The 12,375-nt window shown below is 61.8% G+C and carries 10 protein-coding genes and 4 pseudogenes; 7 read left to right on the forward strand and 7 right to left on the reverse strand.

The genetic code is table 11. From position 1 onward, the window contains the following. Together AHiyo1_RS27585 and AHiyo1_RS21975 are read left to right on the forward strand one after the other, a co-directional pair. On the forward strand, window positions 1-185 hold a 185-nt coding region (locus AHiyo1_RS27585), incomplete at its 5' end, for a DUF3054 family protein (protein WP_253257553.1). A 61-nt stretch (window positions 186-246) separates the two neighbouring features. Next, window positions 247-528 (forward strand): Lrp/AsnC family transcriptional regulator, encoded by a 282-nt coding sequence (locus AHiyo1_RS21975; RefSeq protein ID WP_059389997.1) that lies wholly within the window; start codon window positions 247-249, stop codon window positions 526-528. 23 nt (window positions 529-551) lie between these two features. Here the strand turns inward: AHiyo1_RS21975 and trpD are convergent. Then, a pseudogene (gene trpD, locus AHiyo1_RS21980) lies at window positions 552-1,609 on the reverse strand (anthranilate phosphoribosyltransferase). Between the two features lie 112 nt (window positions 1,610-1,721). Between trpD and ctaE the strand changes: the two are divergent. The 4 genes and pseudogenes from ctaE (at window position 1,722) to qcrB (ending at window position 6,092) form a co-directional block, all read left to right on the forward strand. Continuing rightward, window positions 1,722-2,396: an aa3-type cytochrome oxidase subunit III gene (gene ctaE, locus AHiyo1_RS21985; RefSeq protein WP_172465702.1), complete on the forward strand. Its 675-nt coding sequence runs from the start codon at window positions 1,722-1,724 to the stop codon at window positions 2,394-2,396. An 88-nt stretch (window positions 2,397-2,484) separates the two neighbouring features. Continuing rightward, window positions 2,485-3,273 (forward strand): cytochrome bc1 complex diheme cytochrome c subunit, encoded by a 789-nt coding sequence (gene qcrC, locus AHiyo1_RS21990; protein WP_059389999.1) that lies wholly within the window; start codon window positions 2,485-2,487, stop codon window positions 3,271-3,273. Between the two features lie 98 nt (window positions 3,274-3,371). After that, window positions 3,372-4,441, forward strand: a pseudogene (gene qcrA, locus AHiyo1_RS21995) (cytochrome bc1 complex Rieske iron-sulfur subunit). Further along, window positions 4,419-6,092 (forward strand): cytochrome bc1 complex cytochrome b subunit, encoded by a 1,674-nt coding sequence (qcrB, locus tag AHiyo1_RS22000; RefSeq protein WP_059390000.1) that lies wholly within the window; start codon window positions 4,419-4,421, stop codon window positions 6,090-6,092. The pseudogene qcrA and the gene qcrB overlap by 23 nt, the downstream one beginning before the upstream one ends. A 90-nt stretch (window positions 6,093-6,182) precedes the next feature. On the opposite strand, the gene AHiyo1_RS22005 is transcribed toward qcrB, so the two are convergent. Then, complete coding sequence (locus AHiyo1_RS22005) at window positions 6,183-6,974, reverse strand: GntR family transcriptional regulator (RefSeq protein WP_059390001.1); 792 nt, start codon at window positions 6,972-6,974, stop codon at window positions 6,183-6,185. A gap of 92 nt (window positions 6,975-7,066) precedes the next feature. On the opposite strand from AHiyo1_RS22005, the gene AHiyo1_RS28420 reads away from it, so the two are divergent. Further along, window positions 7,067-7,294, forward strand: a complete 228-nt coding sequence (locus AHiyo1_RS28420; protein ID WP_445286252.1) for an HPr family phosphocarrier protein — start codon at window positions 7,067-7,069, stop codon at window positions 7,292-7,294. A gap of 232 nt (window positions 7,295-7,526) precedes the next feature. On the opposite strand, the pseudogene AHiyo1_RS22015 reads toward AHiyo1_RS28420, so the two are convergent. From AHiyo1_RS22015 to AHiyo1_RS22035, 5 genes and pseudogenes are all read right to left on the reverse strand, one after another. Continuing rightward, a pseudogene (locus tag AHiyo1_RS22015) lies at window positions 7,527-7,927 on the reverse strand (cytochrome c oxidase subunit 4). Beyond that, complete coding sequence (gene ctaD, locus AHiyo1_RS22020; RefSeq protein WP_059390002.1) at window positions 7,924-9,642, reverse strand: aa3-type cytochrome oxidase subunit I; 1,719 nt, start codon at window positions 9,640-9,642, stop codon at window positions 7,924-7,926. The pseudogene AHiyo1_RS22015 and the gene ctaD overlap by 4 nt, the downstream one beginning before the upstream one ends. A gap of 10 nt (window positions 9,643-9,652) precedes the next feature. Beyond that, window positions 9,653-10,525 carry an aa3-type cytochrome oxidase subunit II gene (gene ctaC, locus AHiyo1_RS22025; protein WP_059390003.1) on the reverse strand — a complete coding sequence of 291 codons (873 nt, stop codon included), beginning with the start codon at window positions 10,523-10,525 and terminating at the stop codon, window positions 9,653-9,655. Window positions 10,526-10,707: 182 nt separating this feature from the next. Continuing rightward, window positions 10,708-11,094, reverse strand: a complete 387-nt coding sequence (locus AHiyo1_RS22030) for a HesB/IscA family protein (RefSeq protein ID WP_059390004.1) — start codon at window positions 11,092-11,094, stop codon at window positions 10,708-10,710. 168 nt (window positions 11,095-11,262) lie between these two features. Continuing rightward, window positions 11,263-12,375, reverse strand: a pseudogene (locus AHiyo1_RS22035) (M20/M25/M40 family metallo-hydrolase); the annotation flags it as partial.

Consider the following 12,375-nt stretch of genomic DNA (forward strand, 5'->3'; position numbering starts at 1 on the left):
CCGGCCGCGTCGGCGTATGGATTGGAACCGTGGCCGGGGGCATGCTTTTGCGTGCGGCTACCGGACAGACCGTGGTGCTCGCGTTCATCATTGTCGCCTTGATCAGCTTGGCGATTCTGCTCCTCGGCTACCGCGCCGTGATCGCCCTCGTGGTGCGTGCCCGTCGACGGAGCCGCCGGTCCTAAGCACCGGCCGATGGACTAGGCTTGCTACGTCCACTGCCGCACTTCGGAAAGGCCGCCCCCAGTGATCACCGCTTTTGTCCTGATCAAGACCGACGCTTCACGCATCCCGGAGACGGCCGAGGAGATCTCCGCCATCCAAGGAATCAGCGAGGTCTACTCCGTCACAGGCGAATGGGACCTTATTGCCGTGGCGCGCGTGGCGAAGCATGAGGAGTTGGCGGACGTCATCGCCGACAAGCTCTCCAAGGTTCCCGCGGTGGTGCACACCAACACCCATATCGCCTTCAGGGCCTACTCGCAGCATGATCTGGACGCGGCGTTTTCACTGGGCTTCGAGCAGTAACCGCCTGAAGCCGGGCGCCTTGCCTACCTTTGGGTGAGTCCCACCCACGTGTCGAGGACCCGGATGGCTGCTCCGGAATCGATGGATTCCGCAGCCCGCAGCCAGGCCGACTTCATGCGGTCCAGGAACGGTCCGTCGGCTGCAGTGTCGAAGGCCACCAGGCCTGCGGCGGCGTTGAGCAACACCGCGTCCCGGACCGGGCCCGGCTTCCCGTCAAGCACTTCGCGTACGCGGCGGCATTCGCCTTGGCGTCGCCGCCTCGAAGATCGGCGACCGTCGCCGCAGCGATCCCCAGATCCGCCGGCGAGAACCGCTGCTCGCTCACTTGCCCGTTCCTGACTTCCCATACCGTGGATGGACCCGTAGTGGTGAGTTCATCTAGTCCGTCTTCCCCGCGGAATACCAATCCGCGGCTCCCCCGCCGTGCAAGGACCCCTGCGATCAAGGGAGCCATGGTGGCGTTGGCAACACCCACGGCCGAAGCCTGGACATGGGCCGGGTTGGTCATGGGTCCCAGGAAGTTGAAGGCCGTGGGAATGCCAAGCTCCGCCCGCACCACACCGGTATGGCGGAACGACGGGTGGAACACCTGGGCGAAACAGAAGGTGATTCCCGCCTCTTCGGCGTTGCGGGCTACGCGTTCGATCGGCAAGTCGAGCCTCACGCCCAAGGCTTCCAGGACATCGGCAGAGCCCGACGACGACGATGCCGCCCGGTTCCCGTGCTTTACGACACGCGCTCCCGCGCCGGCCGCCACGAGGGCAGCCATGGTCGAGATGTTGACCGTGTTGAGTCGATCGCCGCCGGTGCCTACGATGTCGAGCTTTTCACCCGGAATGCTCACGGGCTTGGCGTTGGAGAGCATTGCCTCCACCAGTCCTGTGACCTCTTCCACCGTTTCCCCCTTGGCGCGCAGGGCCACCAGGAAACCGGCAATCTGGGAAGGGGCGGCTTCTCCCGACATGATCGTGTTCATGGCCCATGCCGTGTTCCCGACCGAGAGGTCATGCCCGTTGATCAATGCGGAGATGAGTCCGGGCCACGAGTTGCTTGCCTGCTCTGCAGATGCCTGTGAAGTCACCACTTGATGCTAGCGATCCACCCTGCTCCGTGACCAATGCTAAGGACGCCGGGAACTTTTCCGCGCGAATTCGCGTGTTTGTAGAAAAAGTCTCCCCAAATGGCGGTTCGCATTGGGAAGTCCGGACTTTTACAGACATAATGTCCTTGTGACATCTGCGACCCATGCCCCCAGTACCCCGGCGCACCCGACGCTGAATCGCCCCAATTTGGTTTCCGTTGGAACCGTTGTGTGGCTTTCCAGTGAGTTGATGTTCTTCGCCGGTCTCTTCGCCATGTACTTCACGCTGCGCTCCACGTCGGGCGCCTTGTGGGCGGAAGAAACCGGCAAGCTCAACTTCCCGTTTGCGCTTGTAAACACCATCGTCCTTGTGTCGAGTTCCTTCACTTGCCAGATGGGTGTCTTCGCCGCCGAGCGACTTGAGCCGCGCCGTCGAGGTGGTGTGCTGCAGTTCACCCGCTGGGGCATGAACGAATGGTTCATCCTGACGTTCATCATGGGCTCCTTCTTCGTTGCCGGGCAGACCACCGAATACGCGATGCTTGTGTCCGAGCATGTGACGCTCTCGGCCAATGCCTACGGTTCCTCGTTCTACATCACAACCGGCTTCCACGGCCTCCACGTCATCGGCGGCCTCATCGCCTTCCTGTTCATTATTGGCCGTGCCTACGCCGCCAAGAAGTTCGGGCACTTCGAAGCGACCTCGGCAATCGTCACCTCGTACTATTGGCACTTCGTGGATGTTGTGTGGATCGGCCTCTTCCTGGTCATCTACGTACTGAAGTAGCCCGGCACCCACTCTTGTTCCACAAGAGGATGAATTTTAAAGAAGCGGCTCTTGGAGCCGACGCAGGATCGAATAAAGGAACCACCACGTGAAGGCACTCTCGCAGAAGCGACGTCATCCACTGGCAGCCATTGCGCTGCTGCTGATGGGACTCCTCGTCACTGGTGGGCTCTACGCCGTTGCCACAACGGTCAACCAGGCGAAGGCAGATACCACTACCTTTAGCGCAAGCGACGCCCAGGAGGGCGGCAAGCTTTTCGCCGCCAACTGCGCCACCTGCCACGGCATGGGCGCCAGCGGAACCAAGGACGGCCCCTCGCTGGTCGGCGTGGGTGCTGCTGCGGTTGACTTCCAGGTTGGCACCGGCCGTATGCCCATGCAGATGAACGGACCCCAGGCCCAGGAAAAGCCGCGGCAGTTCAACGACCAGCAGACCCAGCAGCTTGCGGCCTACGTCGCTTCGCTCGGCGCTGGCCCGTCAATTCCCGACGCATCGCTGCTCGACGAAAAGGGAGATGCCGCCAAGGGTGGCGAACTCTTCCGCGTGAACTGCGCGATGTGCCACAACGCCGCAGCCGCCGGCGGTGCTTTGACCCGTGGAAAGTTCGCTCCGGCACTGGCTGGCGTCTCCGGCCAGCACATCTATGAAGCCATGGCCACTGGTCCGCAGAACATGCCCGTCTTCAACGACGCCAACATCTCTCCTGAAGGCAAGCGGGACATCATCACCTTCCTGAAGAAGATCGAAACCAACGGCTCGCCTGGTGGAAACGATCTCGGAGGATTGGGTCCGGTATCCGAAGGTCTCTTCGTCTGGGTTGCAGGCCTCGGCGTCATCATCGCCTTCACCATCTGGCTGACGTCGCGTACGTCCTAGGCCAGCGCACTAAAGAACTTCTGCTGTCCCCACAGCAGTTTTGAATTGAACATTAACCCGGTTACGGCCGGGACAACGAGAGAAGGATGAGGCGAATTATGGGCAACCATAGTGACGGCAGTCCGAACCACTCGGGCACCGTAGCTACGGCTGGTCAGAATGTTGTGGAGAAGTTCCAGGATCCTGGGCTTCCTCCGCACCGTTTGCGCCTGGCTGACACGGACCCGAGAGCCGCTAAGCGAGCCGAGCGACAGGTGGCCATACTGTTTGGCATCTCCGTCATCGGCACGGTGATCTTCCTGGTGTCGTACTTTGCCATTGATCTTGGGCAAGACTCCACGATCGCAACAATCCGCACCCAAAACCTGTTGCTCGGCCTTGGCACCGCATTTGCGATGCTGGGCATCGGCACCGGCATCGTGCACTGGGCCAAGGCCCTCATGCCGGACCACGAGGTTTCGGAAGAGCGCCACGCCATCCGCACCGAGGATGACCGGCAGGCAGCCGTGCGAATCGTCGAGGACATCGTCGAGGAAACCGGCATCAAGCGTCGCCCGCTGATCCGCAACACCCTTCTGGGTGCCGTGGCACTGGCGCCCCTCCCTGCCTTGGCAGTGTTCGGTGACCTGGGTCCCCGCCCGGACAACACGCTCGCGCACACCATGTGGGCTCCCCAGGACGGCAAGCTCAAGCGCCTCACCCGCGACCCCGACGGAACTCCGATCAAGGCATCGGACGTGACCATCGGTTCCGCCTTCCACGTGATCCCGGAGGCCTCAACGAACTCCAGGAGGGCAAGCTCAACGCGAAGGCCAAGGCCGTCGTTTTGCTCATGCGCCTCAACCCGGATGACTTGACGATCTCCAAGGGACGCGAAACCTGGAGCTACAACGGAATCGTTGCCTACTCCAAGATCTGCACCCACGTTGGTTGCCCCGTTGCCCTTTATGAGCAGCAAACGCACCACCTGCTGTGCCCGTGCCACCAGTCAACCTTCGACCTCACCAAGGAATGCAAGGTTATCTTCGGCCCCGCCAGCCGTCCGCTCCCCCAGCTGCCCATCGCGGTTGACGCTGAAGGCTACCTCGTAGCCACGAGCGATTTCAAAGAACCTGTAGGACCGAGTTACTGGGAGCGTGACGAGCATGAGCGCCTCATCAACAGCTGAAGTCCCCTTCGTACCCAAAACCAAGGTTGGCCGGATCACGGACTTCGTTGACGAGCGCGTCGGCGGATCCGGAATCCTGCGTGAATTCGGCCGGAAGGTCTTCCCCGACCACTGGTCCTTCATGTTCGGTGAGGTGGCGCTGTATTCCTTCGTCATTCTCCTGATGTCGGGTACCTTCCTGACCTTCTTCTTCGACCCGTCCATGGCAGAGACCCATTACTCGGGTTCGTACACCCCTCTGACGAATGTCGAAATGTCCGTCGCGTACAACTCGTCGCTGAACATTTCCTTCGACATTCGCGGTGGCTTGTTCTTCCGCCAGGTCCACCACTGGGCGGCTTTGCTGTTCGTGGCATCGCTTGGTGTACACATGCTGCGCGTTTTCTTCACGGGCGCTTTCCGCAAGCCGCGTGAAATGAACTGGGTAGTGGGCGGCGTCCTGCTCATCCTGGCCATGGCTGAAGGCTTCACCGGATACTCTCTTCCCGATGACCTGCTCTCCGGTAACGGCCTGCGAATCATCGACGGTGTCATCAAGTCCATCCCGGTAATTGGAACGTACATCTCGTTCTTCCTCTTCGGAGGCGAGTTCCCGGGTACGGCCATCATCGGCCGACTGTACGTGCTGCACATCCTCCTCGTGCCAGCCATGATCCTGCTGATGATCGTCATCCACCTGTTCATGGTGGTTGTGCACAAGCACACCCAGTACCCCGGCCCGGGCCGCAACGACGGCAACGTCGTTGGTTACCCTCTCGGTCCGGTTTACGCTGCCAAGGCCGGCGGCTTCTTCTTCATCGTGTTCGGTGTGGTAGCGCTCATGGCTGCGATGTTCACCATCAACCCGATCTGGAACTACGGGCCGTACGACCCCTCCCCCGTGTCTGCAGGTACCCAGCCTGACTGGTACATCGGCTTCGTCGATGGTGCCCTGCGACTCATGCCTGGTGTGGTCAACGACTTCCACTTCGAATACATCATTTTCGGCCACGTGCTGACGCTGAATGTGCTGCTGCCCGCGTTGGTTCCTGCCGGCATCATTTTCACGGTGCTGTTCATGTACCCGTGGATCGAACGCTGGATCACCAAGGACAACCGCGAGCACCACGTTCTGGACCGTCCGCGTAACGCTCCTACCCGCACTGCCATTGGCGTCGCAGGCTTCACCTGGTACTGCGTCATGTGGGCCGCTGCCGGCTCGGACCTCATCGCAACGCATTTCCACGTTGCCCTGAACGACGTCACGTACTGGCTGCGCACGCTGTTCTTCATCGGCCCGATCATTGCGTTCATGGTCACGAAGCGTGTGGCGCTTGCGCTGCAGCGCAAGGACCGCGAGATTGCCCTGCACGGCCGTGAAACGGGCCGGATCGTGCGCCTGCCGCATGGCGAGTTCATCGAGGTACACGCACCGCTGGACGACTACAAGCATTACAAGCTTGTGGGCTTCGAGTCGCCTTCCCCGTTGCCGGCCGAGCCGAACGAGCACGGCGTGGTCACCCCGAAGGAGAAGCGCCGCGCGGCGTTGTCCAAGTGGTTCTTCGAAGACCGTGTTGCCCCGGCAACCCCGGCCGAGCTTGAAGCCGCTCACGGACACGGCCACCATGAGGCCATCGAGTCCGCCGAAGAGCACAAGAGCCTTAGCCACTAGCTCCCGCAGATAGCACAAAGAAGGCCCCGTCCACATGGACGGGGCCTTCTTTCGTTTGCGGGCTCAAGCGGCCGGTTCCCGGGCTTTGAGCTAGTGGGTACGGTACCCCGTGGATTGGCTTCGGGTGGACCGGACGCCCGGCCGCTGCAACGGGACCCACAACTTGTACCGGTCGGCACGGTAGTAGGACACGGAGTAGTCCACCATGGCACGGGCAACGAAGGCGTGGCGCTGAATCTTGAGCAACGGAGTACCGACGTCTACGTTCAACAGCCGCGCCGTTGATGGGGAAGCTGCCGTCGCTTCGATCATGTCCTCTCCCCACTCCATCACCAACCCGTATTTCTCACTCAGAACGTTGTATAGCGAAGTGGGGGGCGCATCGTCCAGGAGGCCTGGCACGCGATGGGCCGGGATGAAGTTCTCATCCACGCTCATGGGTTCGTTGTCCGCGAGGAGGAGCCGGCGGAAGCGGACCAACGGCGTACCTTCCTCCAGCTGGAGTTCCCTCGCCAGGAAGGCACTGGCTGCGATCTGTTCAAAGCTCAGGACCTTCGCTGCCGGAACCATGCCGCGGCGTTGCATTTCCTCGCTGTAGGACGTGAGCTTCACCTGGAGGTCCAGCTTCGGTTTGCGGACGAAGGTTCCCAATCCAACCACGCGTTCAATAACTTCCTCGCCGACCAGGGCGTCGATGGCCTGCCGCACCGTCATGCGGGCAAGTCCGAACCGTTCGGAAAGGTCCCGCTCCGAAGGCAACGCCGCACCGGGTTTGCACGACGCCGAGATATAGCTGCGCAGGATCTCGCGCAACTGAACGTAGATGGGAGTGCCGCTCTTGCGGTCGATCTCCCCCGCGATGCGGGATGCCTCAGCGGGCACAGCGGCCCCCGGCCACGAAATCTGTCATGAAATAAGCGTAGGCCAATCCACCGGCAGGGCTAGACCAGCTCGGCACTGTAAACGCGGGCGCCGTGTGGCGGCGCTACGCTTGTAGGGATCAAAATCGCAGTCGGCATCTGGCCGTCCGAGTCAAAGGAGCCGGTTTGCCCGAGCACAAAGCCATCGTCGCCGCAGAGATCGGCCTCCATGCACGGGCCGCCGCCGTGTTCGTACGGGCTGTGACGGCCACGGGCCTTCCGGTGACGATCCGTAAGCCCGGGCAGCAAGCGTGGATGCCCGGTCTTTGCTCGAGGTCATGACCGAGGATTTCGGCCACGGGTGCGAAGTGGTTCTGTCCGTCTCCCGAGAAGCGCTGCAAGCCGGCCGCACGCTCAATGAGGTCAACGATGCCTTGGCCGCTCTTTCGGCCGTCCTGGAGGCCGTAGAAGGGCAGTGAGCGGGCCAGTGCGCTACGACGCACCGGCATGCAACATCCAGATACAACGACGGCGGGCCCCACCAAGTGGTGCCGCCGTCGTTGTTCAAGTGCTTCTAGTGCGCGTGGTCTCCACGGCTGTATTCGAAGACCCAACCGACCAAGGCCACGAGGCCAGGCCAGCGGCGACAAACGTGATCCAGAAACCTACGGCGAGGCCAAGGAAGCCACCGGCACAGGCCAGGCCGAGGACCAACGGCCACCAGCTCCAGGGGCTGAAGTGTCCCTGCTCGCCGGCGCCCTCGTGGATCTCAGCGTCCGGACGGTCTTCCGGGCGCATGCCCACTCGCTTGCCTGTGAAACCGAGGTAGCCGCCGATCATGCCTGCCAGGCCGCCGACCAGGAGAATGCCGAGGGTTCCGACCCACTCGGACCAGTGGGTCAGGAAGCCGTAGGCCACCGCGACAGGGACGAAGAAGAAGGTCCCGGCTCCGAAGATCCATGATTCGATTTTCACTTGGCGTCCTTCTGATCAGCGTTGCCGAGTACCTTTGCTGCCGGCTCGGGGCTCTGTGCAGTGTGGTGCTGGGCGAGTTCCGGGTGGTGGAGGTCCAAAGCAGGACGTTCGGAACGAATACGGGGCAACGAGGTGAAGTTGTGCCGCGGCGGCGGGCAGGATGTGGCCCACTCGAGCGAAGCGCCGAAGCCCCAGGGATCGTCAACTTCTACCTTCTTGTTGCTGCGCCACGTGATGTAGACGTTCCAGAAGAACGGCAGGAGCGAGGCGCCAAGCACGAAGGACGAAATGGTGGAGAACTGGTTCATCCAGGTGAAGCCGTCCTGCGGCATGTAGTCCGCGTAGCGGCGGGGCATGCCCTCGACGCCGAGCCAATGCTGGATCAGGAACGTGCCGTGGAAGCCCAGGAAGAGGAGCCAGAAGTGGATCTTGCCGAGGCGTTCGTTGAGCATCTTGCCGGTCCACTTGGGCCACCAGAAGTAGAAGCCTGCGAACATGGCGAACACGACGGTTCCGAAGACGACGTAGTGGAAGTGCGCTACGACGAAGTAGGAGTCCGAGACGTGGAAGTCAAGCGGCGGGGAGGCCAGGATGATGCCGGTCAGGCCACCGAAGAGGAAGGTGACCAGGAAGCCGATGCTCCAGAGCATGGGGGTCTCGAAGGTGATCGAGCCTTGCCACAGTGTTCCGATCCAGTTGAAGAACTTCACGCCGGTGGGTACCGCGATCAGCATCGTCATGAAGGAGAAGAACGGCAGCAGCACCGATCCGGTGACGTACATGTGGTGGGCCCAAACGGTAACCGACAGGGCGGCAATGGCGATGGTCGCGTAGACCAGGCCCTTGTAACCGAAGATCGGTTTGCGGCTGAATACCGGGAAGATCTCGGACACGATGCCGAAGAACGGCAGCGCAATGATGTAAACCTCCGGGTGGCCGAAGAACCAGAACAGGTGCTGCCACAAGACAGCTCCGCCGTTCTCCGGGTCGAAGATGTGGGCGCCGAAGCGGCGGTCGGCACCGAGCGCGAAGAGCGCGGCGGCGAGCGGCGGGAAGGCCATGAGAACCAGGATTGCCGTCACAAGGGTGTTCCAGGTGAAGATCGGCATGCGCCACATCGTCATGCCGGGAGCGCGCATGCAGATGATGGTGGTAATGAAGTTCACGGCACCCAGGATGGTTCCGAAACCGGACAATGCCAGGCCGAAGACCCAAAGGTCTCCGCCCACGCCCGGGGTGAACGTCGTGTCCGACAAAGGCGCGTAGGCGAACCAGCCGAACGAGGCGGCACCTTGCGGGGTGATGAAGCCGGACACCGCGATGGTGGAGCCGAAGAGGAAGAACCAGAAAGCCAGCGCGTTCAGTCGCGGGAAGGCGACATCGGGGGCGCCGATCTGAAGCGGCATGATGACGTTTGCGAAGCCTGCGAACAGCGGCGTCGCAAACATCAGCAGCATCACGGTGCCGTGCATCGTGAAGAGCTGGTTGTACTGTTCCTTGGTCTGCAGGATCTGCATGCCGGGCTCGAAGAGCTCGGCACGGATCAGCAGCGCCATGACGCCACCCAGGCAGAAGAACACAAAGGACGCGATCAGGTACATGTACCCGATGGTCTTGTGGTCAGTGGAGGTGATCCAGTTGACGACGATGCGTCCCTTGGACTTCGGTACTACCGGAGCGTCAAGGACTCCGGCGGATTGAGTGTAAGTAGCCACGTCGCTTCCCTTAATTCTTTGCGTTCAGGTTCGGGTTGCGGTCGTACTTCGAATCGAGAAGACCGGTGTTGCCGCTCTGGCGAAGCTGGTCCATGTGAGCCTGGAACTCAGCCTCGGAAACGACCTTCACGCGGAACAGCATCTCTGAGTGGTATTCACCGCAAAGTTCGGCGCACTTGCCGTCATAGGTGCCCTCCTTGGTGGGGGTCAACCTGATGTAGTTGGTCTTGCCCGGGATCATGTCGCGCTTCTGAAGGAAGGCGGGTACCCAGAAAGAGTGAATGACGTCGCGGGAGTTCAATTCAAGGTCAACAGACTTGTTGACCGGCAGGTACAAGGTGGGGAGCTTGTCCTTGTCCACGTTGTTGCCCGTGAGGTGCGCCTGGACGCCGGCCTCGTGAAGGTCTTCGGTGATGACCGGGCCCTTCACGTAGTTGAAGTCCCAAGCCCACTGCTTGCCGCGCACGTCAATCGTGACGTCGGCCGCCTGGGAGCGGTCATCGATTGCACGCTGGTCCTGGTCGGTGAAGTAGAAGAACACCAGCACCATGAACAGCGGAATGGTCAAATAAAAGACCTCCAGAGGGAGGTTGTAGCTAAGCTGCTTCGGGAAACCCGTGGTGCCCTTGCGGCGGCGGTAGGCGATGATGCACCAGACCAGCAGGCCCCAAGTAATAATGCCGACGGCGAGGGCGGCGATCCATGAGTTGACCCAGAGGTCCATGATCCGATCGGTGTTGCTGGTGGTTCCACGTTCCGTGGGCAACCAGCCTTTTTCTACCTCTGGTGAACATCCGGTCAAAACCAACGCGCCGGCTAGTGCCAAGCCAGTGATCGAGGTGATCTTTATGCGTCGGCTGCCGGTTCGGTTCTGCGAACTCACAGACGGCCCTTCCTCTTGTTGCTGCAGCCCGGCCGGCCGGAAGCCCACCGGGCACACTAAAGTTTTACTACCCGATGTAGAGCTTACCGCTACCGAGCGGTTTTCGCCGACATGCTGGCCCAGTGCGTCGGACCGGGTTCAACCCGTTCCTGAACTGGGCCAACAGCCTGCGAATGCCCGGGTTAGTGGAACGAATCGCCGCAGGCGCAAGACCCGCCGGCGTTGGGGTTGTCGATGGTGAAGCCCTGCTTCGAGATCGTGTCCTCGAAGTCGATGCTGGCACCGCTCAAGTAAGGCACGCTCATCTTGTCGACAACCACTTCGACGCCGTCGTAATCGCGGACGGCATCGCCGTCGAGCAGGCGCTCGTCGAAGTAGAGCTGGTAGATCAGGCCCGAGCAGCCGCCCGGCTGAACAGCGACGCGGAGCCGCAAGTCCGTGCGGCCTTCTTGTTCGAGAAGGCTCCGGACTTTACCTGCGGCGACATCGGTCAACTTGACCTCGTGCTCAGGAAGCTCGCCGCCCGCGAGCTGCGCTCCGGTGCTGTTTTCGTTGGTTGCAGTGCTCATTGGCCTACCTTCTTATGAAGCTCTTGGCGGCTGCGCCTTCGCGCGGCCTGCCCTTACCCAAATACGTGCGGGCTATAGCTACATGCTACGTCGAGCCGACGCATAGCTATAACTCCTAACGTAACCGGCCGGACCCTTACGTTGTTCCCGGTCGATGCAGGCGCGGGCTCAGAGGCCTTCCGTGTTCAACCGGGCGAGCATCAGCGCCTCAGCGAGCACAGCGTTGCGGAAATCGCCGATGTGGAGCGATTCGTTGGCGCTGTGGGCCCGTGAGTCGGGGTCCTCGACACCAGTCACCAGGATCTGGACATCCGGATAGGTTTCCGTCAGATTCGCGATGAACGGTATGGATCCACCGATCCCCATTTCAACGGCGGGCACGCCCCATGCTTCACCGAGTGCCCACATAGCGATCCGGGCTGCAGCTGACGTTGTATCGGTGGAGAAGGCGTTGCCCCGCTCCCCCGGCACAAACGTCACCTTCGCACCGAAGGGCGCGTTCGCCTCCAGGTGCCTGCCGACTGCGTCCATGGCGGCATCGGGATCCTGCCCAGGAGCCAGGCGCAGGCTGAACTTTGCCCGCGCGGCGGGGAGCAGCGTGTTGGATGCGACGTCGACGGCGGGTGCGTCGATGCCGATGATGGACAACGCGGGCTTGGTCCAGAGCTCGAAGCGATGCTCCCGTTGCCTGCGAGCCGTACGTCGTCGAGCACTGAGGCGTCAGCCGCGGTACTGTTCCTCGTCCACGTCCTCTACGACGTCATCCTTGGCAACCAGGCCCTCGATGGCCACGTTGCCTCGTCGTCGTGCAGGGTCGCGATGAGTCGGGACAGAAGGTCGGCGCATCCAGTACCGGACCACCGAACATGCCGGAGTGCACGGCGTGATCCAGCACCCGCACTTCGAAGGTGCCGTCCACCAAGCCGCGGAGACTCGTTGTCAGCGCGGGAACACCGACTTTCCAGTTGCTTGAATCCGCCACAACAATGACGTTCGCCTCGAGGAGCTCGCGGTGGGTTTCGAGGAAAGTGCGGAACGTCGGCGAGCCCGCTTCTTCTTCGCCCTCGAAGAACAAGGTGACCCCAAGGCCGAAATCGTCTCCCAGCACCTGGGTTACGGCGGCGTAAGACGCCAGGTGGGCCATGATTCCCGCTTTGTCGTCGGCTGCGCCACGGCCATAAAGGCGGCCATCGCGTTCCTCTGCGACGAAGGGCTCGCTGTCCCACAAGGTCACATCGCCCGGCGGCTGCACGTCGTGGTGCGCGTAAAGCAGGATCGTTG

Origin of the sequence: Arthrobacter sp. Hiyo1 (assembly GCF_001263615.2) — a bacterium.
Lineage (GTDB): Bacteria > Actinomycetota > Actinomycetes > Actinomycetales > Micrococcaceae > Arthrobacter.